Genomic DNA, 22,981 nt, shown 5'->3' with positions numbered 1-22,981 from the left:
GTCGGGCGACTCAGCGCTCTGTCGAACTGTTGAAAACGGCCATTCCTGGCCGCTTTTTTCCGGAGTGACCAGATCTGGATGGAACTGACAGTCATAGCAGCACTGCTTTCGACACTCCTGCTTCTCTCCAATCTCGCCGGCATTGTGCTCGCCTCGCTCAGCCTGAGGCGGCCGCGCCCGATTGCGCCGCCGGCCAGAAAGGCGCCGCCGGTTTCGATCGTGGTGCCATCGCGCGGGGTGGAGCCATTTACGCAGGAGACGCTGCAGCGCGCCTTCTCGCTCGGCTGGCCGCGCTACGAGCTGATCTTCTGCGTCGCTCATGCTGAAGACCCCGTGGTCAAGCTCATCAACGCCGCGATCGCCGGCCATCCCGAGATCCCGGCGCAGCTCCTCATCGGCGATGACCGGGTCAGCGCCAACCCGAAGCTCAACAACTGCGTCAAGGGCTGGCAGGCGGCGCAGCACAATTGGGTCATCCTGGCCGATTCCAACGTGCTGATGCCTGTCGACTACGTCCAGCATCTGATGGCGGCCTGGCGGCCGGACACCGGGCTTGTCTGCTCGACCCCGATCGACTCGCGGCCGGATGGTTTCTGGGCCGAGGTCGAATGCGCTTTCCTCAACACGCTGCAGGCGCGCTGGCAATATGCCGGCGAGGCGCTGGGCCTCGGCTTTGCCCAGGGCAAGAGCATGCTGTGGAACAAGCCAATGCTCGACGCCAATGGCGGCATCGAGGCGCTTGCTGCCGAGATCGCCGAGGATGCCGCCGCGACCAAGCTGGTCAATGGGCTCGGCCTGCGCGTCAATCTCGTTGCTTCGCCTTTCGAACAGCCGCTCGGCCAGCGCACGTTCGCCGAGATATGGTCGCGCCAGACGCGCTGGTCGCGGCTGCGCCGCGTCACCTTCCCGCTGTTCTACACGCCCGAAATCCTGACCGGCGTGGCGGTGCCGCTGCTGCTGGCGCTGGTGGCGGCGGCAAGCGCCGGCGTCAGCCTGCCCACCACGGCTTTGGGCGTCCTGGCCTTTGCCTATGCGCCGGAATGCCTGCTTGCCTGGGCCAAGGGCTGGTATCTGTCGCCGCGCATCGTCACCGCAATGATCGTGCGCGATGTGATGCTTCCCGCCATCTGGTCGCGCGGTTGGCTCGGCGGTGCGGTCGAATGGCGCGGCAATGCCATGACCATCCGCACCAAGGCGATGACGGAACTGGAAGAGGCCTCGTCGGGCGCCTGATCAACGCCCGGGCCTTTACCTTGCTTCCGAAGCAGGCCGCTACTTCGCCGCCTTCAGCGCCTGCGCAACGTCCTCAAGCAGATCGTCCGTATCCTCCAGACCAACCGACAGTCGGAGCGTTCCCGGTCCGATGCCGAGCTCGGCGCGTGCCTCGTCGCTGAGGTTCTTGTGCGTCGTCGTCGCCGGATGGGTGATCAGGCTCTTGGCGTCGCCGAGATTGTTGGAGATCAGCACGATGTCGAGCGCGTTCTGCAGGGCGAAGGCCGCCTGCTTGCCGCCCTTGACGTCGAGGCAGATCAGCGTCGAGCCGCCGGTCATCTGCTTCTTGACGATGTCGGCCTGCGGGTGGTCGGCGCGGCCGGGATAGATGACGCGCACGATCTGCGGCTGCCCGGCCAGGAAGTCGGCGATCTTGCCGGCACTTTCCGTCTGCTGGCGCACCCGCACCGGCAGCGTCTCCAGGCCCTTCAGCAGCGTCCAGGCGTTGAACGGCGACAGGCTCGGGCCGGTGTGGCGGAAATAGTCGTGCAGATTCTCGTCGATCCACTTCTTGTCCGACAGGATGATGCCGCCGAGACACCGTCCCTGGCCGTCAATGTGTTTGGTCGCGGAGTAGACGACGATGTGGGCGCCGAGCTGCAACGGTTTCTGCTGCAAAGGCGTGGCAAAGACATTGTCGACGATCAGCCTGGCGCCGATCGAGGTGGCGAGCGAGGCAACGGCGGCGATGTCGACCACTTCAAGCGTCGGGTTGGTCGGGCTTTCCAGGAAGAACAGCTTCGTGTTCGGCCTGACCGCCTTTTCCCAATTGGCGATGTCGGTGCCGTCGACCAGGGTCGCCTCGATGCCGTATTTCGGCGCCAGCGTTTCGACCACCCAGCGGCAGGAGCCGAACAGCGCGCGCGCAGCCACGATATGATCGCCGGCCTTTGCGCTGCACAAAAGGGCAGCCGTCACCGCGGCCATGCCGGAGGCGGTCGCGCGGGCGTCTTCGGCGCCTTCCAGCGCGCACATGCGCTTTTCGAACATGTCGACGGTCGGGTTGGCGTAGCGCGAATAGATGAAGCCCGGCTCCTCGCCCTTGAAACGGGCTTCGGCGGCCTGTGCCGTCTCATAGACATAGCCTTGGGTGAGGTACATCGCTTCCGACGTTTCGCCGAACTGGGAACGCAGTGTTCCCCCATGCACGAGTGCGGTCTGAGGCTTCCAGTTACGCTTCTTGGTGCTCATCGTTTTTGTTCCAGACACAAAAAAACCGGCCGCGAAAGTCGCAACCGGTCCATACGGCCTTGCGGCCCGACGGTCCTTTAGCGACTTGTTTAACGTGGCTGCAAGCCGACCGGCCAAATCACCACGGGATAACGACCCTTTAGACCTCAGCCATGCTTGCGTCAATTGCCGGCTTCATTAAGAGGTTTGTACCAAGGCAGGTTCCGCAAAAGTGCCCTGCGGTTTTGCGGCAAGAAACCTGCCTCATGTCACCGGCCTTGGAGTGGAGCCAGCCTTTGCGGCAGACAGGCATTCTTCCCGATCAGGACATTTCCGCGCTGTTCCAGTCCGGCGCGCTGAAGTCACCGCGCGCGCTCGACGCCGATCAGGTCCAGCCGGCCAGCCTCGATCTCAGGCTCGGCGACAAGGCTTTTCGCGTGCGCGCGTCCTTCCTGCCAGGCCCCAACCACAAGGTGTCGGAAAAGCTCGACCGGCTGAAGCTGCACGAGATCAATCTCAGCGATGGCGCGGTGCTGGAAACCGGCTGCGTCTACATCGTGCCGCTGCTCGAAAGCCTGGCGCTGCCTGCAAACGTGTCCGCCTCGGCCAATCCGAAGAGTTCGACCGGGCGGCTCGATATCTTCACCCGGGTGATGACCGACCGCGGCCACGAGTTCGACAAGATCGCCGCCGGCTATCACGGCCCGCTCTATCTCGAAGTCAGCCCGCGCACCTTTCCGATCGTCGTGCGCGCCGGCTCGCGGCTGTCGCAGATCCGCTTCCGCACCGGCAATGCTTTGCTGTCGGAGGCAGAGCTGAACGAATTGCACCGGGCCGAAATGCTGGTGGCCACCGAGCCGCCCAACATTTCCGGCGGCGGCATTGCGCTGTCCATCGACCTCGATGGCGATCAGAACGGCCTGGTCGGCTATCGCGGCAAGCATCACACCGGCCTGGTCGACGTCGACAAGCGCGCCGCGCAGGATGCCGTCGATTTCTGGGAGCCGCTCTACAAGAGCGGCGCCGGCGAACTGGTGCTCGATCCCGACGAATTCTACATTCTGGTCAGCCGTGAGGCGGTGCACGTGCCGCCGCTCTACGCCGCCGAGATGACGCCCTTCGATCCGCTGGTCGGCGAATTCCGCGTCCACTATGCCGGCTTCTTCGACCCGGGTTTTGGCCATTCAGCCGCCGGCGGCACGGGCAGCCGGGCGGTGCTCGAAGTGCGCAGCCACGAAGTGCCGTTTATCCTCGACCATGGCCAGATCGTCGGCCGGCTGGTCTACGAACACATGCTGAAGCGGCCGCAGGCGCTCTACGGGACCGATCTCGGTTCCAACTACCAGGCGCAAGGCCTGAAACTCTCCAAGCATTTCCGCACCGCCGGCTGACCTCGATCACCGGCGGGCAAAATACTTGCCTGCATTGGCTCACCATGCTTGGCTGCCTTTCGGTGACCGGCAAGAGACCGGCGCGCAAGGGGAACCAAAAATGCAGATTTCAAGATGGATCATGTCGGCAGCGAGCGCTGCCATGCTGGTGATGGCGGCCGGCTCGCTGGCGCAGGCGCAGGAGAAATTGAAGATCGGCACCGAGGGCGCCTATCCGCCCTTCAACACCATTACGTCTGACGGCAAGGTCGAAGGCTTCGACATCGACATTGCCAATGCGCTGTGCGCGCAAATGAAGGTCGAGTGCGAGATCGTCACCCAGGACTGGGACGGCATCATCCCGGCGCTGCAGGCGAAGAAGTTCGACGCCATCATCGCGTCGATGAGCATCACCGAGGAGCGCAAGAAACAGGTCGCCTTCACCAACAAATACTACACCACGCCGCTGGCGCTGGTGGCGCCGAAGGACAGCGACCTCACCTCCACCGAACCGGCAGCCCTCGCCGGCAAGACGGTGGGCGCGCAGGCCTCGACCACCCAGGCCGACTACGCCCAGAACGCCTACGGCAAGGCCGGTGCGGAGGCAAAACTTTACCCGACCCAGGAAGAGGCGATCACCGACCTGCAGAATGGCCGCCTCGATGCGGTGATTTCGGACAAGTTCGTGCTGATGGACTGGCTGAAGAAGGCGAGCGACGGCTGCTGCAAGCTGGTCGGCGACGTTAAGGGCACCGAGACGCAGGCCGGCATTGCCGTGCGCCTGGAAGACACGGCGCTACGCGACAAGCTCAACGCGGCGATCGACGCGATTGTTGCCGACGGCACGTACAAGAAGATCCAGGCGAAGTATTTCGATTTTGATATTTATTGAGCTTGGAGAGCGCCTCTTCCTTCCCCCCTTGTGGGGGAAGGTGGCCTCGCGAAGCGAGGTCGGATGAGGGGTGTTCCAGCGGAGTGAGACGTTGGCGTTCCTTGGAACACCCCTCATCCGTCTCGGCGCTAACGCGCCGATCCACCTTCTCCCACAAGGGGAGAAGGTAAGGGCGCTACAACGCCTTCACCGCCACCTTCACCGGCTGCTCGATCTCCAGCGGGTTGCGCAGCGGCAATCCAAAATCCCCGGCTTCGATCTCGAAGACGTCGCCGGCCTGCGTCCTGATCCCATCGGCAAACGACAGCGTCGCCGTGCCGAACATGTGCACATGCACGTCGCCCGGCTGGCGGAAGGCCGAATATTTGAAGTGGTGGTGCTCGAGATTGGCGATGGTGTGCGACATGTTCGCTTCGCCCGACAGGAACGGCTTTTCCCATAGCAGATTGCCATCACGCAGGATTCGCGACGAACCCCTGATGTCGGCCGGCAGGTCGCCGATCAGGATCTCCGGCCCAAACGAGGCGTTGCGCAGCTTGGAATGCGCCAGGAACAGGTAATTCACCCGCTCGGTGACGTGGTCGGAAAACTCGTTGGACAGCGTGAAGCCGACGCGGAACGGCGCGCCGTCGTCGCCGATGACATAGATGCCGGCGATCTCCGGCTCTTCGCCGGCGTCCTGCGCAAAGGCTGGCGACATCAGCGCCGCTCCCGGCGCCACCGCCATGGTGCCATTGCCCTTGTAGAACCATTCCGGCTGCACGCCGGTCTGGCCCTTGGCCGGCTTGCCGCCTTCCAGTCCCATGCGGAACATCTTCATGGAATCCGTGAGCTGTTCCTCACCGCCATCGCTGAGCTTCTTGTGCATGGAATCGCGCGTTGCAGCCGAGCCGAGATGGGTCAGGCCGGTGCCGGTCAGATGCAGATGCGCGGGATCGGGATGGTTGATCGGAGACACCAGCCGGCCCTTCTTGTAGGCGGCGTCGAGGTCCACGGCCTCACCGTATCCCTTGCGCTCGATCAGTGCGGCGAGACCGGTGCCGGTGCGCGCGGCCTCCATCGCCAGCGAATAGACGCTGCGGGCGCCGTTGATGATCCGGGTCTTGCCGCCATTGCGGGCGACGACGCGGATCGTCTCAGCGTCGTCGAGGATCTGGGAGATCAGCATGATGAACCCTCTCTCAATTGTCTTGGCTCGGTTGCCGCTTTGACAAACCTTACCGGCGCGGCGCGGACCTATCCGTGCCACGGGTTAAAACTCTTCGTCCGGATTGCGCTCGCGATCCTGGTCCTTCAGGGGACTTCTTGCACTGCCCGGCAGCGCCGCGATGTGACCCGTATGCCGTCCTGGTTCCGCTCCCGGTCTAACCTTTGTTTTTGTTGTAGACGTCGAAGACCACTGCGCCGAGCAGCACCAGGCCTTTGACCACCTGCTGCCAGTCGACATTGACGCCCATGATCGACATGCCGTTGTTCATCACACCCATGATGAAGCCGCCGACCACCGCGCCGATCACCTGGCCAACGCCGCCCATCGCCGAAGCGCCGCCGATGAAGACGGCCGCGATGACGTCGAGCTCTGACCCGAGACCTGCCGCCGGCACTGCCTGGCCAAGGCGAGCTGCAATGATCAGGCCGCCCAGCGCCGACAGCACGCCCATATTGATGAACACCATCAGGGTCAGCCGCTCGGTCTTGATGCCCGACAGTTGCGCCGCCTTGGCATTGCCGCCCATGGCGTAGATGCGGCGGCCGATCGTCATGCGTTTTGTGACGAAGACGAACAGCGCGATCAGTGCGCCCATCACCATGAGTACAATCGGCAGGCCCCTGTAGCTGGCAAATTGGTAGACCAGGAACAGCGCCAGCGCGCTGGTCACCAGGGTCTTGATGACGAACAGCGTGAAAGGCTCGGCTTGGTAGCCGTGCGCTTCGCGGGTACGCCGTGCCTTGAGCCCGAAATAGGCATAGGCGAGCACGGCGACCAGGCCCAGCACGATCGTCGTCATGTGCAGGGTCATGCCGCTACCTACAATGGTCTTGCCGGCCGCATTTACCGTCGGTGGGATCAGCGTCAAGGGGCCGATGACATCCGGGATGAAGCCTGAACTAAGCGCCTTGAAGCCGGCTGGAAGCGGCCCCACCGAAGACCCGCCACCCAGCAGCGCCTGGCAGATGCCGCGGAAGATCAGCATTCCCGCCAGCGTGACGATGAAGCTCGGTATTCGGTGATAGGCAATCCAGTAGCCCTGTGCCGCGCCGATGAGGCCGCCGACGATCAGGCAGACGATCGAAACCACCAGCGGATTGCTGAATGGTCCAAGGGGCCAGATGACCATCATCATAGCCGCCAGCGCGCCGATGAAGCCGGCGACGGAGCCGACGCTGAGGTCGATATGGCCGGAGACGATGACCAGAAGCATGCCCAGCGCCATCACGATGATGAACGAGTTCTGCTGCACCAGGTTGCTCAGGTTCACCGGCTTGAACAGCGTGCCGGAGGTGGTGAACTGGAAGAACACCATGATGGCGATCAGCGCCAGGATCAGGCCGTAGTCGCGCAAATTGGTGATCAGCGCCGAGACGGCAACGCGCGGCCCCTGTTGCACATCTTCGGCGACGCCGCTTTTCGGCGCGGGACCGCTTTCGGTGGTCATGATGGCTTTCCTTCTCCCCGAACGATGGCGCGCATGATCTTTTCCTGGCTGGCGTCGCTCGCCGCCATTTCTCCAACCATGCGCCCTTCATTCATGACGTAGATGCGGTCGGTGATGCCGAGCAGTTCAGGCATCTCCGACGAGATGACGATGATCGCCTTACCTTCGGAGGCGAGGCGGGCGATGATGGTGTAGATTTCGTACTTGGCACCGACGTCGATGCCGCGCGTCGGCTCATCGAGGATGAGCACTTCCGGATTGGCGAACAGCCATTTCGACAGCACCACCTTCTGCTGGTTGCCGCCCGACAGATTGCCGGTCATCTGATAGACGCTGGACGAGCGGATGTTGGTCTTGGCCTTGTAGTCGTTGGCGACGGCGAGTTCCCGCAAATCGTCGATGACGGCGTGGCGCGACACGCCGCCAAGGTTGGCCAGCGTGATGTTGTGCTTGATATGATCGATCAGGTTGAGACCATAGGTCTTGCGGTCCTCGGTGACATAGGCAATGCCATGGTCAACCGCCCTGCTGACCGAGGAGACATCGATCGGCTTGCCCTTGAGCAGCACTTCACCGGTGATACGGCGGCCATAGGAGCGGCCGAACAGGCTCATCGCGAATTCGGTGCGTCCGGCACCCATCAACCCGGCAATACCCACCACCTCGCCCTTGCGGACGTTGATATCGATGCCCTTGATCACTTGCCGCTCGGCATGGATCGGATGATAGACAGACCAGTTCTTCACCTGCAGCACAACCTCGCCGATCTTTGGCTCACGTGGCGGGTAACGATCGTCGAGCGAGCGCCCGACCATCGAGGTGATGATGCGGTCTTCCGAAATGTCTTTCTTGGAAAGTGTTTCGATGGTGCGCCCGTCGCGGATGACCGTGACCTTGTCGGCGACCCGGTTCACTTCGTTGAGCTTGTGCGAGATCAGGATAGAGGTCATGCCTTGCCGCTTGAACTCGAGCAGCAGGTCGAGCAGCGCCTGGCTGTCCTTTTCGGACAGGCTCGCCGTCGGCTCGTCCAGGATCAGCAGCTTGACTTCCTTGCTCAGCGCCTTGGCGATCTCGACCAGCTGCTGCTTGCCGACGCCGATATTGGTGATCAGCGTCTTGGGGTCCTCCTTGAGGCCCACCTTCTTCAGCAGGGCGCTGGTGCGTGTCTCGTTGGCATTCCAGTCGATGACGCCGAATTTGGCGTGTTCATTGCCAAGGAAAATGTTTTCGGCGATCGACAGCATCGGCACCAGCGCAAGTTCCTGGTGGATGATGACGATGCCCTTGTGTTCGCTGTCGTGAATGCCCTTGAAATGGCATTCCTCGCCACGGTAGACGATCGCGCCGTCATAGGTGCCGGATGCATAAACGCCGGAGAGAACCTTCATCAGCGTCGATTTGCCGGCGCCGTTCTCGCCGACAACGGCATGGATCTCGCCTTCCTCGACGCTGAGGTTGACGTTCGACAGCGCCTTCACGCCGGGGAACGTCTTGGTGATGTCGCGCATCTCCAAAATCGTCGAGGCCATGGGAACTACCGCTCCTTGAGAGGTCGGCAAACACTGCCGGCGAGGTCGGCAACAATACCGGGCTCGCTGGTGAACGAAAAGGGGCCCTGCGGTGCGCAGGACCCCTGATTTTACAACCGAATTTACTTCAGCTCGTCGGCCTTGATGTAGCCGGAGTCGACCACCAGCGCCTGGTAGTTCGACTTGTCGACATCATGCGGCGTCAAAAGGATCGAAGGAACGACCTTGACGTCGTTGTTGTAGGTCTTTTCATCGAGGCCTTCCGGCTTGCCGCCCGAGAGCACCTTGTCGACGAGTTCGACAGTGGCCTTGGCCAGTTCACGGGTGTCCTTGAACACGGTCGAGTACTGCTCGCCGGAGATGATCAGCTTGACCGAGGCGGTCTCGGCGTCCTGGCCGGTCACGATCGGCCAGGGCTGGGCGTCCGTGCCATAGCCGACAGCGCGCAGCGAGGCGGTGATGCCGCGCGACAGGCCGTCATAGGGCGACAGAACGCCATCGACGCGGCTGCCGTCCGAGTAGTTGGCCGACAGGAGGTTGTCCATGCGGGCCTGGGCGGTGGCGGCGAGCCAACGCAGCGTACCGACCTTGTCCATGCCGGTCTGGCCGGACTTGATCTTGATCGAGCCGTCATCGATCAGCGGCTGCAGGACGGAGATGGCGCCATTGTAGAAGAAGAAGGCGTTGTTGTCGTCCGGCGAGCCGCCGAACAGTTCGACGTTCCACGGCTTGGTGTTCGGGAAGCGCTCCTTGAGACCCTTGACCAGCGAGTTCGCCTGGATCACGCCGACGCCGAAATTGTCGAAGGTGGTGTAGTAGTCGACATTGGCGGTCTTCTTGATCAGGCGGTCATAAGCGACGACGACGACGCCGGCGTCAGCGGCCTTCTGCAGCGCATCCGACAGCGTGGTGCCGTCGATCGAGGCGATGATCAGCGCCTTCGGGCCTTTGGTGATTTCATTTTCAAGCTGGCTGAGCTGGTTGGGGATGTCGTCCTGCGCGTACTGCAGGTCGACCGTGTAGCCGAGAGCCTCGAGCTGGGACTTGACGGCGTCGCCGTCATTGATCCAGCGCTGCGAGGTCTTGGTCGGCATCAGCACGCCGACGAGACCCTTGTCGGCTGCATGCGCCGAGTAGGTCATGGCAGCGATGCCGAGGGCCGCGACGGCGGCCAGTGTCTTGATGATTTTCACTTAACTCTCCCTGGTTGATGGACGCGGCACCCCGGGGCTTCGCGGGCCGCGCAGTCGAACGGAAGCGAAACGCGCCACCGCCGGCATGTCGATCTCTGGTATTCCTCCCAATAATCTCGAGAGACTGATTTCGATCGATACGATTTTGCTCGTCAAACGACCGTCAAGTCTCAAGACGCGCTCAGGGTGTGTCCCTTTGCCATAACTGTCAAATGCGATCTTTGATAGTTGCTATATCGAAACTGATATATATTAGGAGCGGATAAAGGCCTGGTCGGATTGCCGGCCGATCACGCGCGGGAGCAGGAGAAAATCATGGCGGCGCTGCGCAATTCCTCAGGAATTTCAAGTGGTTACGACGAGGTCCCGGGCGGCAGCGAAACCCTTTTGCGCAGCGGCCTCAGCCTGCGCCATATGCGCATGATCGTCGCCCTCGACGACCACGGCCGTGTGAGTGCCGCGGCGCAGGTGATGAACATCTCGCAGCCGGCGGCGTCACGCATGATCGCCGAGATGGAAGCCGTGCTCGACGTCAAGCTGTGCGAAAGGCTGCCGCGCGGCATCACGCTGACCCCTTACGGCAAGGCGCTGGCCAGGCGCGCGCGCTCCATCCTGCTCGAGATGCGCGAGGCCGACCGCGAGATTTCAGAACTCAAGGCCGGCAAGGGCGGCTCGGTGTTCCTCGGCGCGGTGACGGCTCCGGCGATCGAATTGGCGGTGCCGGCGATCCGCGAAATCCGCCGCCTCTATCCGCGCATCGAGATCACCATGCAGGTCGAAACCTCCAACGTCTTGGCGCGCGAGCTGATCGCCACACGTCATGATTTCATCATCGCCCGCATCCCCGACGACCTCAATCCGCGGCTGTTCGAATCGCGCGTCATCGGCGTCGAGAAGGCCTGCTTGATCGTGCGCCGCGGCCATCCGCTGAGCAATGGCAAGGCGGTGCGGCTCGAGGACACCGCCGCCTATGACTGGGTCTTCCAGTCGGGCGGTTCGCCGCTGCGCCAGGCCATGGAAAGCAACTTTTTGAACCGCAATATCGCGCTGCCGGACCGCATTCTCAACACCTCCTCGCTCCTGCTTACCCTTGTCATGGTGGCACAATCCGACGCCATCGCTCCGGTGTCGATCCAGGTGGCGAAATTCATCCAGAACCCCGACGGTCTCGCCGGCGCCATCGACGTCGTCCAGACCGAGTTCGACATCGAGGTCCGCCCCTACAGCCTGATCACGGTCAAGAACCGCGCCCTGTCCCCGGCCGCCAAGATGCTGCACGATTTCATTTTGCGGGAGGTGGGATAGCGGCCGGGAACTCCCTCCTTGCGCGGAACGGGACTATAGCCGGACCTGGTGCGGCCACACGGATGGCGGCATTGGCGTGGTCCGCCAATGTGGTCCTTTGCGGCCCCAAGAAAATTGGACAACGGGTCACGCGCCCAGCCCTGCGCCGCAGGTTGGAGCGGGTGGAGGGGATCTCGCTCGCGCCAGTGTGACAGACTGATCGGAAGATTGATGAGCGCTGCCTAATGTTAACCATCTTGATGCTAGCGTTGGCGTCGCGAAACAAACGCGAGGCCACAGGATGCACACTGAACTGCCGCTTGCAAAGCTTGGATGGACGTTGAAGACCATGGCGATTGGGCTCTTCGCCGCCACCCTGATGACGGCGCTGCCCGCGAACGCGGAGACGGTGAGCGGCAATCCCGGTGGCCAGATCGTGACCTTCGCTTTGCACATCGCCAAACTGCGCGCCGCCGACGAGCCAGTGCACTTTGACGGGGAGTGCGACAGCGCTTGCACGCTCTATCTGTCTCTGCCCGTCGAGCAGCTCTGCGTTACCCCGCGTGCTTCCTTCGGCTTCCATCTGCCGTACGGCGTCGGCGCTCATCAGAACGCCGTCGCTGCCAACTACCTTCTCTCGCAATATCCCGATTGGGTGCGGCAGTGGATCGACGAGCACGGCGGCCTGTCGCACACCCTGATGCGGATGGAAGCCGATGAGGTTGCAGAGCACCTTCCCATATGCGCCGAGGTGCAGGCATGAACAATGTCGCAATGCGCAGGCCTGCGGCAGGCGCCGGCAAACTCCGTCTAAATCATTGATTCTTGCTGGAGCGGGTAGCGGGAATCGAACCCGCGCGTTCAGCTTGGGAAGCTGACAAGCTACCATTACATCATACCCGCTTCGGCCTCTCGATATCATGCGAGCCGCCGTCCGGGCAATCGCCAAAACTGGCCGGCGCGTGCCATGTTGCAATGCATCGGCATTTCTGCTCCTGATCTGGCCGGGAAATGGGGGGATTTCATGAGAATATTACTTGCTGCCGCCTTGGTGTGCGGTTTCGTCACTACGGCTCAGGCTGGCATGTCGGTTTCTGTCGACTGGGGGCCAACCAAGAAGTGCTTCGACAGCAAGTCACCACCGATGACGCTTGCCGGTGTTCCGGCGGGCACCGTCAAACTGGACATTCGCATGTCTGATCTGGACGCGCCGGATTTTTCGCATGGCGGCGGCAAGGTGGCTTATTCCGGAGCTTCATTGCCTTATGGGGCGTTTTCATACCGGGGGCCGTGCCCTCCGTCGCCACACACGTACCAGTTCACCGTCAAGGCACTCGATGCCGCTGGCAAAACGATCGGCACGGCAAAGGCAAGGAAGCGATTCCCCTGAGGCAGCGGACGAGGTCTGCGTTTCGTTGCCAGCATCAGTGGCGCACTGGTAGCTCCATGCGCACGCGCGCGCCGCGCCAGGAACCGTCCAGAATCCGGATCGTCCCGTCATGCAGGCCGGCGATCTGGCGGGCGAGGTTGAGGCCGAGGCCGGCGCCGCGCGATTGCGGCTGCAGGCGGTAGAACGGCTCGAAGATGTTCTCGTGCTCCGCCGCTGGAATGCCGGGACCTTCATCGCGCACTTCAAGGCCGCCCGTCGCGTCGGCCGCGATGGTGATCATGCCGGCGCCGCCGCCATGGTCGATGGCGTTGCGCACCAGATTGGCCAGCGCGCGTTCGATCTGCAGCGCATTGGCCTCGACCTCGACCTTGCAGGGCGGCGGCTCAAAAGCGAGATCGTAGCCGGCCTCGATGGCGAGCGGGGCGAAGTCGGCGGCGACGCGGCTGGCCAACTCGGCGAGATCGACGATCCGGCGCTCGTCTGCGGGGCGTTCGAGCATCTGATGGTCGAGCAACTGTTGCGCCAGATGCGACAGGCGCTCGATATCCCTGAGCATTCGCTCGCTTTGCGGCTCCTTCGTCAACAGTTCGGCGCGCGTGCGCAAAATCGCGATCGGCGTGCGCAGCTCGTGCGCGGCGTCGGTAAGGAAACGGTTGTGGCGGTCATAGCCCTGGGCCAGCCGCGTCAGCGTCTGGTTGAAGGCCCGGACCAGCGGCGCGATCTCCTGCGGCACCAGGGCAACGGCGAGCTGCGTTGCCCTGGTGCCGATGTCGATTGCCGCCGCCTGCCGGGCGGTGTCGACAAGGCCGGCAAAAGACCGGCGAATGACCGCGGGCGTTGTCACCAGCGTGGCGATGCCCATGACGACGACGATCGGCAGCACCAATGTGGCGATGATCAGCGCCAGCGCCGGCAAAGCGCGCTGCCAGTTGCGGCTGCCGTCGGGATTGTGGGCGACGTCGACCGTCGCCGAGATGTTGATCTCAAGCCCGTCGGTCTGCTCGCGCGAGGAGCGCGTCGAGGTGACGATCTGCACCGGCCCTGCCTTGCTGGCGACGTTCTCGACATAGGCTTCAGGGCGAATATCGTCGCGGGAAAGATCGAGCGATGCGTGCTCGACCGAATCCAACAGCGCACCCGGCGTGGCGGCATAGACCTCCGGTATGTCGCCGGAGCGGACACTCTGGCCGGTCTTGTCGCGGATGATGTACCAGACATGCGGAAAGCTCTCGCGAAACTGCCGCAGCGCTTCCGTTTCGCGCACCACCAGCCGGCCATCGGGCTCGCGCTCGACGGCATTCCTGAGCGCCGTCGCGGCGGCTTCATTGTCGGCCAGCAATGTCGGGTTGGCGATCCACAGAGCTGCGGCGCACAGCGCTATGAAAACGGCGAGCATCGCCGCCTGCAGCAGGATCAGCCGCCGCACCAGCAGCCATTGCAGCGAGCGTGCGCGCGGCTCTCTCATGGCACCGCCCGCAAGAGATAGCCGATGTTGCGGATCGCCCGGATTTCGATGCCGGCGGCGACGTCGTCGAGCTTGCGGCGCAGCCGCGAAATATGCGCGTCGAGTGCATTGGAGCCGATCTCGTCATCCAGCGCATAGACGGCTTCTTCCAGCGCGCTGCGCATGATGGCTCGGCCGGGCCGGCGGATCAGCGTCTCGAGCACCAGGCGTTCGCGCCTGGGCAGTTCCAGCGCCTGGTCCTCGACCAGCGCTTCGCGATGGCGGAAATCATAGGTCAGGCGGCCGACCACCGCCTGCTCGGCCCTGACCGTAAACTGGCGCCGCTGCAGCGCGCGCAGCCGTGCCACCAATTCCTCGATGGCGAAGGGCTTGACCATATAGTCGTCGGCGCCGGCATTGAGCCCGCTGACGCGGTCGTCGAGACCGCTCATCGCCGTCAGCGCGATCACCGGTGCATCGACATGCAAAGCTCGCAGGCGCGGGATGAGGCTGAGGCCGTCGCCGTCGGGCAGGCGGCGGTCGAGCACAACGGCGTCGAATGTCCCCAGCCTTGCCATGGCCTCGGCGTCGGCCAGCGTCGACACGTGATCGACGACAAGATCCTGGCGCTCCAGCGCGGTTTTCAGCACCGACGCCATCTCCGGCTCGTCCTCGATCAAAAGGATGCGCATGCCTGATGTCCTTCACTCATGCCGGGATGCCATTGCTGGCGCCTGCGGCAGGCGATCATGGCGGTAGACAGTTCCCGCCCCCGCCACAAGAGCCAGCCAAGCAATCCCTCTCACTCACATTCCAGCTTCGGCTGGCGGAAATTGGTGATGAACCAGCGGCCGCCCGATGAGCGGGCATAGAAGGTGTAGAAACACTCCTGGCGTTCGATATAGCCCGGCGTCTCGGTCGTCTCATATTTGGTGCCGTGCTTGGTGCGGCGGACCTCGCCGCTGGTCGAGCCGGCAACGACATTGGTCGAGATCTTGCGCCACTGATAGGCGCGCTCGCCCGAGCCGAGATCGACGATTGCCGTCGGCGGACCATAGTCGAGCACCACCGTTTCGACCGGCTGTCCGATATAGTTTTTCATGATGTCGGACGCGCAGGCGGAGATCGTCAGCAATGCCGCCGCGAGCAAGACTTTCGGGACCCATTTGCGGCCCGTTATCGACATGGACATGAGTGTGGTTCCTGCGCTGAAAGACGAGCTGCAGCTAGGCCTTGAAAATTGCTTCGACATTACGCGGCCAGCCTTGAATGGCTCCGCAAAGGTCGACGGAGAAAAGCAGTTTCCCGCGGTGGAGATCGGTGGGGGCCGCCACGGAAAACTGCTCTCCGTCAGCCAGGTCTTTTTCCTGACGCGTGTCGTTATCCCGGAACCGTGGCGCACGTCCGGGCGACATGCATCAGAACCGGTAGTTGAGACCGGCCTTCAGCTCCTGGCTGCCTATACCGGTCTTCGCTGTGCCGAAGGCCGATCTCGTCTCCACATTGGGCGTGCGGATGTAGTTGTATTCGATCTTGGCGGAAAGGCCGCCGGCGAAAGCCTGCTCGACGCCGCCGCCGACGAGATAGCCGAGCTTGCGGCTGTCGGTGTCGCGCACGCCGCCGCCCTTTTCGAATGTCGTCATGGCGACGCCGGCGGTGCCGAAAACCAGCGTCTGGTCGAAAGCGAGGCCGGCCTTGGCCTTGGCGGCGGCGCGCCATTTCTCCTTGATCTTGCCGCCTTCCACCCCGTGCTCGGCGCCGCCGAGATAGGAGCCTTCGAGCTCGGCGCCGAACACGGCCGGTCCAGTCTGGATGTTGTAGCCGGCCTGGACGCCGCCGCTCCAGCCATTGCGGCCGGCAAACGGGTTCGGCATTTTGGTGAAGGCCGTCCCGCCATGGACGCCGACATAGGCGCCGCTCCACTGGAAGGCCGGCGGATCGGCATAGGCAGGCGTGAGATCGGCGGCCATCGCCGGTGCGCCAACGCAGATGGCAACGCTCGCCGCCGCCATGAGAATTCTGGTTCGAGTAAACACTGCAACACTCCAACGCATGCGCAACGAGACACCGCTGCGCGGATTGACCGTGGAGCCGGCCCTTGGGATGGCCGCGCTCCGGCTAGATGTCTCTCGCGGGCAACAGAAATCCGTGCCGGCAAGGCGCTGCCTTGCGGTTGAAAATGTCGGCACGGCGTTTCGCTCTAAAAGACGCTGCCTATCTGGCAGGCGAAAATTGCGCGCACATTGCGCGGATCGCAGTGGTGAAGATTTTTCTATTTATTTTCAGTAATTTATAGCTGACATGTTTACCAATCTTTTACGATTGCGCCGGTCCGGCTGCCTTGATACGGGCGCAGCAAGTGCGTATTCGTGGCCTGCAACCCGAATCCGGGGCACACGAATTTGGAGGCAGGCTCTTGTCCGCAGTGACGCGCTTTCTCGGTGACTCGCCCGTCCGGGTGATCGTCAAGCTGCTGGTCGTGTCGTTCCTCGTCGGCCTGGTGATGAACGCGTTTGGCTGGACGCCTATGGACGTCTTCTACCGCATCCAGGCCTTCTTCATCGATCTGTGGAATCTCGGCTTCAACGCCGTCTATCGCTTCTTCGGCTATGTCGTGCTCGGCGCGGCGATCGTCGTGCCGGTCTTCATCCTGCTCAGGGTCGCCAACTTTCGGAAGTGAGGCGGAGCATGATCCCGAAAAGTGGAGACCGGTTTTCGGAAAAGATCATGCTCAAACTAAAGATTTCTCACGCGAAGCCTGCGGCCACCTCGAACAGGATGGCGTGGCGTGCTGCCAGGGATGCCACGTCCGTCGAATAGCCGCCGCCGATGACGCCGCAGACCGGAACGCCCAGCGCGCGGAAATGGCCGATCACCATCGCGTCGCGGGCGCGCAAGCCGGCATCGCTGAGCGACAGCCGGCCGAGCCGGTCCTCATCATGGATGTCGACGCCGGCATTGTAGAAGACGATGTCCCAGCGCGCCTTGGCCGAGAGCTCCGGCAGGATGCCGCCCAGCCGCTCGAGATAGGCAGCATCGCCGGTGCCGTCCGGCAGCGCGATGTCGAGATCGGAGGCGATCTTGCGCACGGGATAATTGCGCTCGCCATGCATGGAGAATGTGAAGGCGCGTGGTCTTTCAGAATGTCAGCTGTGCCGTCACCCTGGTGCACGTCGAGATCGACGACCAGGATGTTTTGGGCGGCACCTTCGGCGAGCAGCACCAGCGAAGCGACGGCGACGTCGTTGAAGGTGCAGAACCCCGCGCCTTGCGCGCGCCGCGCATGATGGCTGCCGCCGGCGGTGTTGCAGGCAATGCCGTCGACAAGCGCCAGCCGTGCCGCCAGAACCGTGCCGCCGGCGGCGAGTTGTGCCCTCAGCGAAACACGTGGCCCCACCGGAAAGCCGATCTCGCGCTCGATCTTTTCAGGCACCGCACAAGCGATGACCTGATCGACATAATCAGCCGCATGGGCAAGCTTCAGCCAGGAGGCCGGCGCCGGCTCGGGCATCGACAGCGCCTCGGCCTGGATCAGACCCCTGATGTGCAAGGCCTGCATCAGCAGCGGATATTTGCTCATCGGAAAGCGATGATTGACGGCGAAGCCAGCGTCGTAATCGGGGTGGTGGACGATCTGCAGGGGCATGCACTGGATCCGACGAACTCGCCAGACCGGGATTTCGGTTGGCCGTCACGGCAAAGGTGATTGCGCGGTGGCTGGAAAATGGGGCACATCGGCTATTCGATCAAGCCGCAATCAGCAAGGCAGCAATCCACTGGACACGGGTGCAACACCAGCCGGCGCGAAGCCCTTCGCCGTCACCAACCGTTCGGTGCTTGCTATCGCCGTGCCGATGACGCTCGCCTATCTGACGACGCCCCTGCTCGGCATCGTCGACACGGCAGTGGTCGGGCAGTTTGGCGACGCCGCCCTGCTCGGCGGCCTGGCGGCCGGTGCACTGGTCTTCGACGTCGTCTTCAACACCTTCAATTTCCTGCGCTCCGGCACCACCGGCCTCGTCGCCCAGGCTTTCGGAGCCGGCGACGAACTGGAAGAGCAGGCGGTGTTCTGGCGCGCCGTGCTGATCGCGGTCGCCGCCGGCATCGCGCTTGTCGCCCTTGCCCCGCTGATCGCCGTCGCCGGCCAGAAATTCATCGGCGGCGAACCGCGCGTCAGCGAGGCGATGGGCGTCTATATCAGGATCAGGATGCTCGCCGCGCCCTTCGCGCTGATCAACTACGCCATCCTCGGCTATGTGCTGGGGCGCGGCGAGGGCGGGCTTGGGCTGATGCTGCAGGCGGTGCTCAACGGCATCAACATCGTGCTCTGCATCCTGCTCGGCCTGAAGCTCGGCTGGGGCGTCGCCGGCGTCGCCTGGGCGACCGTCACTGGCGAATTGCTGGCCATGTTGCTGGGCCTCGCCATCATCGTCTGGCGGTTCCGGGCCGCACCCAGCCTGCCGCGGCATCGCTTGCTCGACATGGCCGCCTTCCTGCGCATGCTGTCGCTCAACCGCGACATCATGATCCGCTCGTTCTCGCTGCTTGCCGCCTTCGCGCTGTTCACCCGCCAGGGCGCGCAGTTCGGCACGCTGATGCTGGCCGCCAATGCCGTGCTGATGAACTTCTTCCTTGTCGCCGGCTATTTCCTCGACGGTTTTGCCACCGCGGCGGAACAACTGGCGGGACGCGCCATTGGCGCGCGCGCCGAAACCTCGTTCCACCGGGCGGTGCGCCTGACCCTGTTCTGGGGTTTCGGCCTGGCGGGAACCGCGACGCTGATCTTCTGGCTCGGTGGCGCCGGCCTGGTCGCCCTGATCACCACGTCGCAGGACGTTCGCGACGTCGCGGATGTCTATCTGCCATGGGCGGCGCTGACGCCGCTCAGCGGTGTGCTGGCCTTCCAGATGGACGGCGTCTTCATAGGTGCGACCTGGTCGCGCGACATGCGCAACATGATGCTCTTGTCTTTCCTGGCCTTCAGCGCCGCATTGTTTACCTTGGCGCCGTCGCTGGGCAATCACGGCCTGTGGGCGGCGCTGCACGTCTTCCTGCTGGTGCGCGGCTTCAGCCTGCTGGCGATTTTGCGGGTGAGAATGCGCACGGCATTTTAGAGCGGCCTGGCAGCCCACTGATCGAGCTTGGCGTCGCGCAGTTCGCGCAACGACTTCAGCCTTTCCTTGTCTGCGAAGCGCACCATTCCGGCAAGGATGCGGCCGGGCAGGGCGGGGCCGGCATAGATCATGCCGGTATACAGCTGGACGAGGTCGGCTCCGGCGCGGATTTTCTCCAGCGCGGTCTCAGCGGAATCGACGCCGCCGACGCCGATGATGGCGTGCTCCGGCCCGAGCAGCTTGCGCATCTTGGCCAGCACGATGGTCGAACGCTCGAACAGCGGTTTGCCCGAGAGACCACCGGTTTCGCCCGCTACGGTCGTGCTGCGCAATCCTGTTCGCGCCAGCGTCGTGTTGGAGACGATGACGCCGTCGATCTGCTTTTCGCTCACTTCGGCGGCGATGTCCTCCAGTTCGGCTTCGACCAGATCCGGCGCGATCTTGAGGAAGATTGGCGGCTGCGCCGAGGCTGCTGCACGCGCCGACATGACCCGAGACAACAGCTCGCCGAGTTGTTCGCGCGCCTGCATGTTGCGCAGGCCCGGCGTGTTGGGCGACGAGACGTTGACGGTGAGATAGCTGGCGTATTTCGCAAAGCGGGAGACGCCCAATTCATAGTCACTGACACGATCGGCGCTGTCCTTGTTGGCGCCGATGTTGACGCCGACAATGCCGCCGCGTCCCTGGCGCGCGGCAAGGCGTTTTTCCGCCGCCTCGTGGCCCTCATTGTTGAAGCCCAGGCGGTTGATCACCGCGTCATCCGCGGTCAACCGGAAGATGCGCGGCTTCGGATTTCCGGCCTGCGGCAGCGGCGTCACCGTGCCAATTTCGGCAAAGCCGAAGCCAAGGCCAAGCAATGCGTCGGGCACTTCGGCGTTCTTGTCATAGCCGGCGGCCATGCCGAGCGGATTGGGAAAGGCGAGGCCGCACAGGTTGACCTTCAGCCTCTCGTCGCGCACCGTCCGCGCGCCGACCGGCAGGCCGCAGCGCAGCGCGGCGATCGACATGCCATGCGCCGTTTCCGGATCGAAGCTGAACAGCAGTTTCTGGCCGATGCGGTCGAGCACGCTCATTCGGCCTCCATTTGCGGGAACTGGTGTGCCCCGTCGGGGCCGAGCGGCAATGGTTTCACCCACAGCACGGCGCTCATGTCGAGCGCGCCGTAGAGATGCGGAAACAGCGCGCCGCCACGCGAGACCTCGTATTTCAGCGCATCACCAAGCCGCGCCCCGTCGATAGCGACCAGCACCAGATCCGTCTGGCCGGCGAAATGCTTTGCCGCCGTTTCCTTGGCCTGGCTGGCAGTGGAGAAATGGATGAAGCCGTCGGCGATGTCGATCGCAGCGCCGGTGAAGCGGCCGTTTTTCTCGGCCTCGCGCCAAAGCGCTTCGGGCGCGATCTTGTAGATAATCTGAGACATTGTTGCGCTATAATCTGGATGGCTCGTGCGGGGAAGGGCAACTCTTCCGCATTTACGGCGCAAAGCTGTGATAGGTTCTCGTACACTGGCTCGTGGAGGATGGAACATGCGTCTGCAGCACATATTGATCCCCGCCGCAGTGGTCTCGCTGGTCGCGGCATCGGCCTGGTCCGAGGAGACCGATCGCTACCGGCTGGAAAAATCGGCCAACGGTTACGTCCGCATGGACACTCAGACCGGCGCTATGTCGATCTGCGAGGAACGCTCCGGCCAGCTCGTCTGTAAAATGGCGGCCGACGAGCGCGCCGCCTTCCAGGATGAGGTCGACCGTTTGCAGGCCTCGATGAAGGCCATGGACGAGCGCGTCACCAAGTTGGAGAACTCGCTGTCCGCCCGGCTCGAATCGAAATTGCCGAGCGAGGAGGATTTCGACAAGACGATGACCTACATGGAGCGCATGCTGCGTGGCTTCATGGGCATCGTCAAGGAGATGGACAAGGATAGTGGCGACGGCACCAAGCTCAATTCGCAAAAGACCTGAACTGCCCCGGCGGGGAAATGCCCCGTCCGGCATTGCCGCTTGAAAACAGAACGCTTCGCCGCATAATCGTCCGGTCCCGTAGAAGCCGATAATCAACAACGGGATTTGGGGAGGAATATTTGCCGTCGGGCTACACCTTCGTCATCGCCGACGACCATCCGCTTTTCCGCGGCGCGCTGAAAGAGGCGCTTGCCGGCGTCGGCGATGTCGCCGCCATCCACGAGGCCGGCGATTTCGAAAGCGCCAAGGCGCTGGTCGTGGCCCATGAGGATGTCGACCTCGTGCTGCTCGACCTTTCGATGCCGGGCGCCAGCGGCCTGTCCGGCCTGATCTCGTTGCGCGGCATCCACCCGGCGGTGCCGCTGGTGGTGGTGTCGGCGCATGATGACCCGGTTACGATCAGGCGTGCGCTCGATCTCGGCGCGTCGGGCTTCATCTCCAAATCGGCCAGCATGGAGGAGATCCGCACGGCCGTGCAGACGGTGCTGGCCGGCGACATCGCCGCACCCGTCGGCATCGATCTCGGCGTCGAGCGCGACCCCGAAATATCGGACCTGATCAAGCGGCTGCAGGCGCTGACGCCGCAGCAGACGCGTGTGCTCGGCATGCTGGCCGAAGGCCTGCTCAACAAGCAGATCGCCTATGAGCTCAGCGTCTCCGAAGCGACGGTCAAGGCGCATGTCTCGGCGATCTTGCAAAAACTCGGCGTCGACAGCCGCACCCAGGCGGTGATCCAGCTGTCCAAGATCGGCAGCGACCCGCTGCAGCCGGTGAGCTGAGTCGGCTCCGGCGAGCAGTTTCGCATAGGGCGCCGCCCCTCTCCGTCTCGGCTTCGCCGAGCCACCTCTCCCCCGCTGCCGCGGGGGCGAGGAAACGCTAATTGCATAGGTCGCCGCCTCTCCAAGCTTGGGTTCCTCGCCCCCACAAAGTGGGGGAGAGGTGGCCGCGCAGCGGACGGAGAGGGGGCCAGCGCTGTCCTATACGATTGCCCTGGGCTGCTCGAGGTCCAAGGGATTGCGCGTTGTTGACGTAAACGCCTACGGCCTTAGCTCAACCGCACCGACAGTTCGACGTCGTCGCCGAAGGGCGTCGACATGTAGCCCGATGCCGGGGAACGCACATGCGCCAGATAGTCCGGGCTGAAATCGGCGTTGTCGGCGATCACCAGCGCGCCAGGCCTGAGCCGGCTTTCGACCAGGCTCAGTATCTCCGGGTAGATCGCCTTGGCACCGTCGAGCAGCAGGAGATCGATCATCTCGGGAAGGTCGGCGCTCAGCGTCAGCAGCGCATCGCCCTCGCGGACTTCCACCAGATCGATGAGGCCGCCCTCGGTCAGATTGGCCTTGGCCCGCATCACCTTGGACGGCTCGAACTCGGTGGTGATGAGACGGCCGCCGCCATTGTCCCTCAGCGCTGCCGCGAGATAGAGCGTCGAGATGCCGAAAGAGGTGCCGAATTCGATGATGACGCGGGCGCCGCTGCTGCGCGCCAGCATGTAGAGCAGCGTGCCTGTCTCCGGCGAAACCGTGAGCCAGAGGTCCTTCAGCCGTCCATAGAAGTCGACATATTCGGTCTTGCTGCGCAGCAGGCGTTCCCGCTCATCAGCCGAGAAGCTGGCCGCTGCTGGGCTCGTCGCTGCTTCCGCCTCCTTGAACAGACGGGCGAGCAAGGGGGTAAGCGAGGTGAGGGTGGTCATCGAAGTCTC

22 protein-coding genes, 1 tRNA gene, 1 pseudogene and 1 riboswitch are annotated in these 22,981 nt (G+C 63.4%); of the genes and pseudogenes, 10 read left to right on the top strand and 14 right to left on the bottom strand.

Annotated elements, in window-relative coordinates:
- Positions 1–78: 78 nt before the first annotated feature.
- On the top strand, positions 79–1,233 hold the full coding sequence (locus tag AC1DYC_RS18315) for a ceramide glucosyltransferase (RefSeq protein WP_477408739.1): 1,155 nt from the start codon (positions 79–81) through the stop codon (positions 1,231–1,233).
- A 39-nt stretch (positions 1,234–1,272) separates the two neighbouring features.
- Here the strand turns inward: AC1DYC_RS18315 and AC1DYC_RS18310 are convergent, their stop codons facing one another.
- The gene (locus AC1DYC_RS18310; protein WP_477408737.1) at positions 1,273–2,463 is read right to left on the bottom strand and encodes an O-succinylhomoserine sulfhydrylase; all 1,191 of its coding nucleotides are present in this window, start codon (positions 2,461–2,463) and stop codon (positions 1,273–1,275) included.
- A gap of 57 nt (positions 2,464–2,520) precedes the next feature.
- A riboswitch (SAM riboswitch) is annotated at positions 2,521–2,598 on the bottom strand.
- A 110-nt stretch (positions 2,599–2,708) separates the two neighbouring features.
- Here AC1DYC_RS18310 and AC1DYC_RS18305 point away from each other — a divergent pair.
- Both AC1DYC_RS18305 and AC1DYC_RS18300 read left to right on the top strand, forming a co-directional pair.
- Positions 2,709–3,833 carry a 2'-deoxycytidine 5'-triphosphate deaminase gene (locus tag AC1DYC_RS18305; RefSeq protein WP_477408735.1) on the top strand — a complete coding sequence of 375 codons (1,125 nt, stop codon included), beginning with the start codon at positions 2,709–2,711 and terminating at the stop codon, positions 3,831–3,833.
- Positions 3,834–3,933: 100 nt separating this feature from the next.
- A complete protein-coding gene (locus AC1DYC_RS18300) occupies positions 3,934–4,704 on the top strand; it encodes an ABC transporter substrate-binding protein (RefSeq protein WP_477306858.1) in 771 nt (256 codons plus the stop codon).
- A gap of 175 nt (positions 4,705–4,879) precedes the next feature.
- On the opposite strand, the gene araD1 is transcribed toward AC1DYC_RS18300, so the two are convergent.
- The 4 genes from araD1 to chvE all read right to left on the bottom strand — a co-directional run bounded on the left by araD1 (position 4,880) and on the right by chvE (position 10,083).
- Complete coding sequence (araD1, locus tag AC1DYC_RS18295; protein WP_477408733.1) at positions 4,880–5,872, bottom strand: AraD1 family protein; 993 nt, start codon at positions 5,870–5,872, stop codon at positions 4,880–4,882.
- A 196-nt stretch (positions 5,873–6,068) separates the two neighbouring features.
- Complete coding sequence (gene mmsB, locus AC1DYC_RS18290; RefSeq protein WP_477408731.1) at positions 6,069–7,361, bottom strand: multiple monosaccharide ABC transporter permease; 1,293 nt, start codon at positions 7,359–7,361, stop codon at positions 6,069–6,071.
- Complete coding sequence (mmsA, locus tag AC1DYC_RS18285; protein ID WP_477408729.1) at positions 7,358–8,890, bottom strand: multiple monosaccharide ABC transporter ATP-binding protein; 1,533 nt, start codon at positions 8,888–8,890, stop codon at positions 7,358–7,360. The genes mmsB and mmsA overlap by 4 nt, the downstream gene beginning before the upstream one ends.
- 122 nt (positions 8,891–9,012) lie before the next feature.
- A complete protein-coding gene (gene chvE, locus AC1DYC_RS18280; protein ID WP_192258872.1) occupies positions 9,013–10,083 on the bottom strand; it encodes a multiple monosaccharide ABC transporter substrate-binding protein in 1,071 nt (356 codons plus the stop codon).
- A 315-nt stretch (positions 10,084–10,398) separates the two neighbouring features.
- Here chvE and AC1DYC_RS18275 point away from each other — a divergent pair, with 315 nt between their 5' ends.
- Positions 10,399–11,388, top strand: a complete 990-nt coding sequence (locus tag AC1DYC_RS18275; RefSeq protein ID WP_477408727.1) for a LysR family transcriptional regulator — start codon at positions 10,399–10,401, stop codon at positions 11,386–11,388.
- Between the two features lie 280 nt (positions 11,389–11,668).
- On the top strand, positions 11,669–12,130 hold the full coding sequence (locus AC1DYC_RS18270; RefSeq protein ID WP_477408725.1) for a hypothetical protein: 462 nt from the start codon (positions 11,669–11,671) through the stop codon (positions 12,128–12,130).
- A 66-nt stretch (positions 12,131–12,196) separates the two neighbouring features.
- Here AC1DYC_RS18270 and AC1DYC_RS18265 read toward each other — a convergent pair.
- Positions 12,197–12,270: transfer RNA gene (locus tag AC1DYC_RS18265), tRNA-Gly, on the bottom strand.
- A gap of 64 nt (positions 12,271–12,334) precedes the next feature.
- Between AC1DYC_RS18265 and AC1DYC_RS18260 the strand changes: the two genes are divergently transcribed.
- Positions 12,335–12,757, top strand: coding sequence for a phospholipid-binding protein (locus tag AC1DYC_RS18260; RefSeq protein WP_477408723.1), 423 nt, complete (start codon positions 12,335–12,337; stop codon positions 12,755–12,757).
- Between the two features lie 34 nt (positions 12,758–12,791).
- On the opposite strand, the gene AC1DYC_RS18255 is transcribed toward AC1DYC_RS18260, so the two are convergent.
- The 4 genes from AC1DYC_RS18255 to AC1DYC_RS18240 all read right to left on the bottom strand — a co-directional run bounded on the left by AC1DYC_RS18255 (position 12,792) and on the right by AC1DYC_RS18240 (position 16,213).
- A complete protein-coding gene (locus AC1DYC_RS18255) occupies positions 12,792–14,222 on the bottom strand; it encodes a sensor histidine kinase (protein WP_477408721.1) in 1,431 nt (476 codons plus the stop codon).
- Entirely contained in the window at positions 14,219–14,893 is a 675-nt protein-coding gene (locus AC1DYC_RS18250; RefSeq protein ID WP_477408719.1) for a response regulator transcription factor, read from the bottom strand. Before AC1DYC_RS18250 ends, AC1DYC_RS18255 begins: the two co-directional genes overlap by 4 nt.
- A gap of 110 nt (positions 14,894–15,003) precedes the next feature.
- The gene (locus AC1DYC_RS18245; protein WP_477409007.1) at positions 15,004–15,387 is read right to left on the bottom strand and encodes a hypothetical protein; all 384 of its coding nucleotides are present in this window, start codon (positions 15,385–15,387) and stop codon (positions 15,004–15,006) included.
- A 232-nt stretch (positions 15,388–15,619) separates the two neighbouring features.
- Positions 15,620–16,213: an outer membrane protein gene (locus AC1DYC_RS18240; RefSeq protein WP_477408717.1), complete on the bottom strand. Its 594-nt coding sequence runs from the start codon at positions 16,211–16,213 to the stop codon at positions 15,620–15,622.
- Between the two features lie 404 nt (positions 16,214–16,617).
- Between AC1DYC_RS18240 and AC1DYC_RS18235 the strand changes: the two genes are divergently transcribed.
- Positions 16,618–16,881 (top strand): DUF6460 domain-containing protein, encoded by a 264-nt coding sequence (locus AC1DYC_RS18235; RefSeq protein WP_477408715.1) that lies wholly within the window; start codon positions 16,618–16,620, stop codon positions 16,879–16,881.
- Positions 16,882–16,948: 67 nt separating this feature from the next.
- On the opposite strand, the pseudogene AC1DYC_RS18230 reads toward AC1DYC_RS18235, so the two are convergent.
- Positions 16,949–17,847, bottom strand: a pseudogene (locus AC1DYC_RS18230) (histone deacetylase family protein).
- Positions 17,848–17,977: 130 nt separating this feature from the next.
- On the opposite strand from AC1DYC_RS18230, the gene AC1DYC_RS18225 reads away from it, so the two are divergent.
- Entirely contained in the window at positions 17,978–19,315 is a 1,338-nt protein-coding gene (locus AC1DYC_RS18225; RefSeq protein WP_477409005.1) for an MATE family efflux transporter, read from the top strand.
- On the opposite strand, the gene AC1DYC_RS18220 is transcribed toward AC1DYC_RS18225, so the two are convergent.
- Both AC1DYC_RS18220 and AC1DYC_RS18215 read right to left on the bottom strand, forming a co-directional pair.
- Positions 19,312–20,388 (bottom strand): quinone-dependent dihydroorotate dehydrogenase, encoded by a 1,077-nt coding sequence (locus AC1DYC_RS18220; RefSeq protein ID WP_477408713.1) that lies wholly within the window; start codon positions 20,386–20,388, stop codon positions 19,312–19,314. The genes AC1DYC_RS18225 and AC1DYC_RS18220 overlap by 4 nt on opposite strands.
- The gene (locus AC1DYC_RS18215; RefSeq protein WP_477408711.1) at positions 20,385–20,735 is read right to left on the bottom strand and encodes a DUF952 domain-containing protein; all 351 of its coding nucleotides are present in this window, start codon (positions 20,733–20,735) and stop codon (positions 20,385–20,387) included. The genes AC1DYC_RS18220 and AC1DYC_RS18215 overlap by 4 nt, the downstream gene beginning before the upstream one ends.
- 106 nt (positions 20,736–20,841) lie before the next feature.
- On the opposite strand from AC1DYC_RS18215, the gene AC1DYC_RS18210 reads away from it, so the two are divergent.
- Complete coding sequence (locus AC1DYC_RS18210; protein ID WP_477408709.1) at positions 20,842–21,276, top strand: hypothetical protein; 435 nt, start codon at positions 20,842–20,844, stop codon at positions 21,274–21,276.
- A gap of 119 nt (positions 21,277–21,395) precedes the next feature.
- Entirely contained in the window at positions 21,396–22,055 is a 660-nt protein-coding gene (locus AC1DYC_RS18205) for a response regulator (RefSeq protein WP_477408707.1), read from the top strand.
- Positions 22,056–22,321: 266 nt separating this feature from the next.
- On the opposite strand, the gene AC1DYC_RS18200 is transcribed toward AC1DYC_RS18205, so the two are convergent.
- Positions 22,322–22,972 carry an O-methyltransferase gene (locus AC1DYC_RS18200; RefSeq protein ID WP_477408705.1) on the bottom strand — a complete coding sequence of 217 codons (651 nt, stop codon included), beginning with the start codon at positions 22,970–22,972 and terminating at the stop codon, positions 22,322–22,324.
- Positions 22,973–22,981 lie beyond the last annotated feature (9 nt).

The sequence above is a fragment of the Mesorhizobium sp. P2_E7 genome (genome assembly GCF_056403855.1).
The sequence above is the reverse complement of the archived record's forward strand: the minus strand, read 5'-3'. Positions and strand labels throughout refer to the sequence as shown.

Excerpts from the sequence above, each read along its gene's own strand:
- mmsA (WP_477408729.1), bottom strand. The coding sequence starts at position 8,890 with ATGGCCTCGACGATTTTGGAGATGCGCGACATCACCAAGACGTTCCCC.
- AC1DYC_RS18305 (WP_477408735.1), top strand. The coding sequence starts at position 2,709 with ATGTCACCGGCCTTGGAGTGGAGCCAGCCTTTGCGGCAGACAGGCATT.
- AC1DYC_RS18220 (WP_477408713.1), bottom strand. The coding sequence starts at position 20,388 with ATGAGCGTGCTCGACCGCATCGGCCAGAAACTGCTGTTCAGCTTCGAT.
- araD1 (WP_477408733.1), bottom strand. The coding sequence starts at position 5,872 with ATGCTGATCTCCCAGATCCTCGACGACGCTGAGACGATCCGCGTCGTC.
- AC1DYC_RS18315 (WP_477408739.1), top strand. The coding sequence starts at position 79 with ATGGAACTGACAGTCATAGCAGCACTGCTTTCGACACTCCTGCTTCTC.
- AC1DYC_RS18200 (WP_477408705.1), bottom strand. The coding sequence starts at position 22,972 with ATGACCACCCTCACCTCGCTTACCCCCTTGCTCGCCCGTCTGTTCAAG.
- AC1DYC_RS18310 (WP_477408737.1), bottom strand. The coding sequence starts at position 2,463 with ATGAGCACCAAGAAGCGTAACTGGAAGCCTCAGACCGCACTCGTGCAT.
- AC1DYC_RS18215 (WP_477408711.1), bottom strand. The coding sequence starts at position 20,735 with ATGTCTCAGATTATCTACAAGATCGCGCCCGAAGCGCTTTGGCGCGAG.
- AC1DYC_RS18245 (WP_477409007.1), bottom strand. The coding sequence starts at position 15,387 with ATGTCGATAACGGGCCGCAAATGGGTCCCGAAAGTCTTGCTCGCGGCG.
- AC1DYC_RS18300 (WP_477306858.1), top strand. The coding sequence starts at position 3,934 with ATGCAGATTTCAAGATGGATCATGTCGGCAGCGAGCGCTGCCATGCTG.
- AC1DYC_RS18270 (WP_477408725.1), top strand. The coding sequence starts at position 11,669 with ATGCACACTGAACTGCCGCTTGCAAAGCTTGGATGGACGTTGAAGACC.
- mmsB (WP_477408731.1), bottom strand. The coding sequence starts at position 7,361 with ATGACCACCGAAAGCGGTCCCGCGCCGAAAAGCGGCGTCGCCGAAGAT.
- AC1DYC_RS18210 (WP_477408709.1), top strand. The coding sequence starts at position 20,842 with ATGCGTCTGCAGCACATATTGATCCCCGCCGCAGTGGTCTCGCTGGTC.
- AC1DYC_RS18250 (WP_477408719.1), bottom strand. The coding sequence starts at position 14,893 with ATGCGCATCCTTTTGATCGAGGACGAGCCGGAGATGGCGTCGGTGCTG.
- AC1DYC_RS18240 (WP_477408717.1), bottom strand. The coding sequence starts at position 16,213 with ATGGCGGCGGCGAGCGTTGCCATCTGCGTTGGCGCACCGGCGATGGCC.
- AC1DYC_RS18275 (WP_477408727.1), top strand. The coding sequence starts at position 10,399 with ATGGCGGCGCTGCGCAATTCCTCAGGAATTTCAAGTGGTTACGACGAG.
- AC1DYC_RS18255 (WP_477408721.1), bottom strand. The coding sequence starts at position 14,222 with ATGAGAGAGCCGCGCGCACGCTCGCTGCAATGGCTGCTGGTGCGGCGG.
- AC1DYC_RS18260 (WP_477408723.1), top strand. The coding sequence starts at position 12,335 with ATGTTGCAATGCATCGGCATTTCTGCTCCTGATCTGGCCGGGAAATGG.